At 72.8% G+C, this 4,803-nt stretch carries 1 protein-coding gene; it reads right to left on the reverse strand.

Translation table 11 applies throughout. The features are described 5' to 3' along the window. On the reverse strand, positions 1-4,803 hold a 4,803-nt coding region (locus tag VF794_RS35665; RefSeq protein WP_331117587.1), incomplete at both ends, for an amino acid adenylation domain-containing protein.

The raw sequence follows: 4,803 nt of genomic DNA on the forward strand, positions 1-4,803 counted from the left end.
CCGGGGCGTTGAGGTAGCCGTGCGCCAGGCCGTCGCCGCCCGTGTACAGCTCACCGGGAGCCCCCACGGGCACCGGCGCCATCGCCGCGTCCAGCACGTAGACGCGCGTGTTGGAGATGGGTCGGCCGATGGGCACGGAGCCGGTGAGCCGCTCGCCTACGGGCACCGGGTAGCAGCAGGTGAAGGTGGTGTTCTCGGTGGGGCCGTAGCCGTTGATGACCCGGCAGCCGGGGTAGCGATCCACCACGCGCTGCACATGGGAGGGGGACAGCACGTCGCCTCCCGCGAGCAGCTGCCGCACCGGGGCGAGCGCCTCCAGGGCATGGTCCACCAACTGGTGGAAGAGGCCCGCGGTGAGCCACATCGTGGTGATGCCGTTGCGGGCGATGAACCCGCCCAACTCCTCCAGGGACGGCATGTGGGGAGGGAAGACGGCCAGCCGGCCACCGTTGAGCAGCGCGCCCCACAGCTCGAGCGTGGAGGCATCGAAGGCGAGCGGTGCGAACTGGAGCACCGTCTCGTCCGGCCCGAAATGCGCGTAGGTGGTGTCACGCACCAGGCGCACGATGGCCCGGTGGGGGACGGCCACGCCCTTGGGGGTGCCCGTGGAGCCGGAGGTATAGAGGACGTAGGCCTCGTGCCCGGCGGTGACGGGGAGCGCCGGTGCGGTCACGGGCTGGGAAGCCAGCGCGTCCGCGTCCTCATCCACGCTCACGACGGGGACCCACTGCGCCGGCAGCTCGTCCGCCAACTCCGAGCGGGTCACGAGCGCCAGCAGCCGCCCGTCCTGGATGAGGTAGCCCAGACGCTCGACGGGGTACGAGGGATCCAACGGCAGGTACGCGCAGCCGGCCTTGAGGATGCCGAGCAGCCCCACCACCATCTCCACCGAGCGCTCCAGGCACAGGCCCACGCGCCCCCCCGGGCTCACGCCCAGGGAGAGGAGGTGGTGCGCGAGCTGATTGGCCCGCCGATCCAGCTCCGCGTAGGTGAGTTGCTGTCCCTCGAACGTCACCGCCACCGCGTCGGGGGTGGCCGCCGCCTGGGCCTCGAAGAGCCCGTGCACGGTGGCCTGGCGCGGATAGTCGGTGCCCGTGTCGTTCCACTGGTCCATCCGCTCGCGCTCGGCCGCCGTCACCAGCGGGGTCGCGGAGATGCGCCGTCCGGGGTCCGCGGCCACGCCCTCCGCCGCGAGCAGGAAGTGCTCCCACAGCCGGGCGATGGTGGCCTCGTCGAACAGGTCGGTGCTGTACTCGGCCCGCGCCCACAGCCCGGCTTCGCCAGGGCTGAGGTCGAGCAACAGGTCCCACCGGGCCGTCTCGCCGCCGTCCGCGTCGATCAGGCTGGGGCTCAAGCCCGGCAGCGCGAGCGAGGGCGCCGGTGCGTTCTGGAGCACCAGCTTCACCTGGAACAGGGGCGACATGGCCGCGTCGCGCTCGGGGCGCAGGGCGCGCACCAGCCGCTCGAAGGGGACGTCCTGGTGCTCGTAGGCCTCCAGCGTCACCCGGCGCAGCCGTGCGAGCAGCTCGCGGAAGGACGGGTCCCCGGAGAGATCCGCCCGCAGCACGAGCTGGTTGGTGAAGAAGCCGATCAGCCCCTCGATCTCGGGCCGGTTGCGGTTGGCGACGTCGGTGCCCACCACCAGGTCGTCCTGGCCGGAGTAGCGCTTGAGCACCACGTCGAAGACGCCGAGCAGCACCATGAAGAGGGTGGTGCCCTCGCCACGGCCGAGCGTCTCCAGCCGCTCCACCAGGGCGCGGGGCAGGAGGAAGCGCTGGGAGCGCCCCCGGTAGCTCTGGACCGCCGGGCGGGGCCGGTCGGTGCGCAACTGGAGCCGGGGCAGCGCGTCGAGCTGCCGCTTCCAATAGCCAAGCTGGCGCTCCAGCTCACCGCCCTCCAGCCAGCGCCGCTGCCAGAGCGAGTAGTCCCCGTACTGGAGGGGCAGCTCCGCGAGTGGCGAGGGCTCGCCCCGGGTGGAGGCGCCGTACAGCGCCGTCAGCTCGCGGGCGAGCACGCCCACCGACCACCCGTCCGAGACGATGTGGTGCATCGTGAGCAGCAGCACGTGGTGCTCGCGCCCCAGCCGCAGCAGCTTCGCCCGGAGCAGGGGGCCGCGGGCGAGGTCGAACGGACGGAGTGCCTCCTCGCGGGCGAGCACCGCCACCCGGTCCTCGCGCTCCGACTCGGGCAGGTCCGCCAGCTCCACGGGAGCGAGCGACAACGGCACGGCGGGCAGCACCTCCTGGACGGGCTCACCGCGCTCGGCACGTATCGCCGTGCGCAGGGCCTCGTGGCGGCGCACCACCTCGGAGAGGGCATGCTCCAGCGCCGCCACGTCGAGCGGGCCGCTCAGTCGCACCGCGCAGGGCATGTTGTAGAGGGGGCCGCCGCCCACCATCTGGTCGACGAGCCACAGCCGCTCCTGGGCGAAGGACAGCGGGGCGGGGCCCGGCTCGGAGCGGCGGACCAGGGGCGGGGCCACGGAGCCCAGGAGCGCGGAGGACTCGAGCCGCCGCGCCAGGGCTTCCACGGTGGGCGCCTCGAAGAGGGCCTGAAGGGGCAGCTCCACCCCGAAGGCGGAGCGCAGCCGCGAGACGGCCCGGGTGGCCAGCAGCGAGTGGCCTCCCAGCTCGAAGAAGTGGTCGTTCGCGCCAATGCGCTCGCGGCCGAGAACGGCGCTCCAGATGCCGGCCACCTTCTCCTCGGCGGGCGTGCGCGGGGCGACCCAGTTGTTGGCCTGGGAAGGGTCCTCCACGGACAGGCTCGCCAGTGCGCGGCGGTCCAGCTTGCCGCTCGGGGTGAGCGGCAGCGCCTCCAGGAAGCCGAAGCCGGAGGGCACCATGTACGCGGGCAGTCGCGTGCCGAGGAAGTCCTTCAGCTCCTCGCGCGTGGGCGCCGTTCCCGTCGGGATGAGGAAGGCCACGAGCCGGCGATCGCCACCCGGCTCGTCGCGCACCAGCACCGCCGCCTGGCGCACCGCGGGGTGTTTCTCCAGCGTGAGCTCGATCTCCCCCAGCTCGATGCGCAGGCCGCGCAGCTTCACCTGGAAGTCCAGACGGCCGAGGTACTCGATGTTGCCATCGGGCAGGAAGCGGGCGCGATCGCCCGTCTTGTACATGCGCTCGCCCTCGACGCCGGAGGGGTCGGGCACGAAGGCGGTGGCCGTCAGCTCGGGGCGGCCGAGGTAGCCGCGGCCCACCTGGATGCCACCGATGTACAGCTCACCCGGCACGCCCACGGGCACGGGCGCCAGCCTCGCGTCCAGCACGAGGAGCCGGGTGTTGCCCACGGGCCGGCCGATGGGGACGGTGCGCGAGGTGTCCTCTCGGCGGAAGGTGAACGAGGAGACGTCCACGGCGGCCTCGGTGGGGCCGTACAGGTTGTGCAGCTCGATGCCCGGCAGCCGCGCGAGGCACCGGTCCCTCAGCTCCGCGGAGATGGCCTCGCCGCCGCACACGAGGCGGCGCAGGCTCGTGCAGCGCTCCAGTCCAGGCTCGTCGAGGAAGCTCTGGAGCATGGAGGGCACGAAGTGCGCCGTGGTGATGCCCCGCGCCACGATGATGTCGCGCAGGTAGGTGGGATCCTGGTGGCCGCCGGGCCGGGCGAGCACCAGCCGCGCCCCGGAGAGCAACGGCCAGAAGAACTCCCAGACGGAGATATCGAAGCTGAAGGGCGTCTTCTGGAGGACGAGATCGCTCGCCCCGAGGCCATAGGCCCGCTGCATCCACAGCAGCCGGTTGCGGATGGCGGCATGGGTGTTCATGGCGCCCTTGGGCAGTCCGGTGGAGCCCGAGGTGTAGATGACGTAGGCGAGGTTCTCGCCCGTGGCGAGCGGCGCGGGAGCCCCGGTGGGCAGGTGGGCGAGGGATGCTCCACCGTGCTCCAGGTACACGCGGGTGGCGCCGCTCTCGGGGAGCACGTGCTCGCTCCGCTGCTGGGTGAGGAGCACGGGAGCCGCCGAGCTGCGCAGCATGTGACTCAGCCGCTCGCGCGGGTAGCTGGGATCCAACGGCACGTAGGCGCCACCGGCCTTGAGCACGCCGAGCAGTGCCACCACCAGCTCGAGCGAGCGCTCCATGCACACGCCCACGCGCACCTCGGGGCCCACGCCGAGCCCCCGCAGGTGATGGGCGAGCTGATTGGCGCGCCGCTCCAGCTCCCGGTAGGTGAGCGTCTCGTCCTCGAACCGCAGGGCCACGGCCTCCGGGGTCCGCGCGCACTGGGCCTCGACGAGGCCATGCAGCGTGTCCGCGCCCTCGTAGACGGTGGTGGTGTCGTTCCAGGCGGCCTGCTGCGCGTGCTCCTCGGCGGTGAGCAGCGTCGGCTGCGTCACCAGGCTCTCCGGCCGGGCGGTGAGCGCCTCGCACAGGACCCGCAGGTGGCCCAGCATCCGCTCGATGGTGGCGGCCTCGAAGAGGTCCGTGCTGTACTCCATCGAGGCGGACAGGCCCTCGCGCGTCTCGGCCAGGGCGAGGCTGAGATCGAACTGCGCCGCGCGGTGCGGCAGCGGCCAGGACGCCAGGCGGAGCTCGCCGAGCTGGGCCTCCTCACCCGGCTCCTCCAGGGCGAGGCCGGCCAGTCCGCGCGCCGCGCCGAGCTGGGACTTCTGGAGCACCAGCATGGCCTGGAAGATGGGGGAGCGGGCCGCGTCGCGCTCGGGGTGCAGCCGCTCCACGAGGGCGGGGAAGGGGATGTCCTGGTGCTCGAGCGCGCCGAGCACCGTGGTGCGCACCTGGGAGATGAGGCCGGAGAAGGTGAGGCCGGGCGAGAAGCGGGCGCGCAGGGCCACCGGGTTGGCGAAGT

The sequence above is a fragment of the Archangium sp. genome, from assembly GCF_036389735.1.
Taxonomy (GTDB): Bacteria; Myxococcota; Myxococcia; order Myxococcales; family Myxococcaceae; genus Archangium.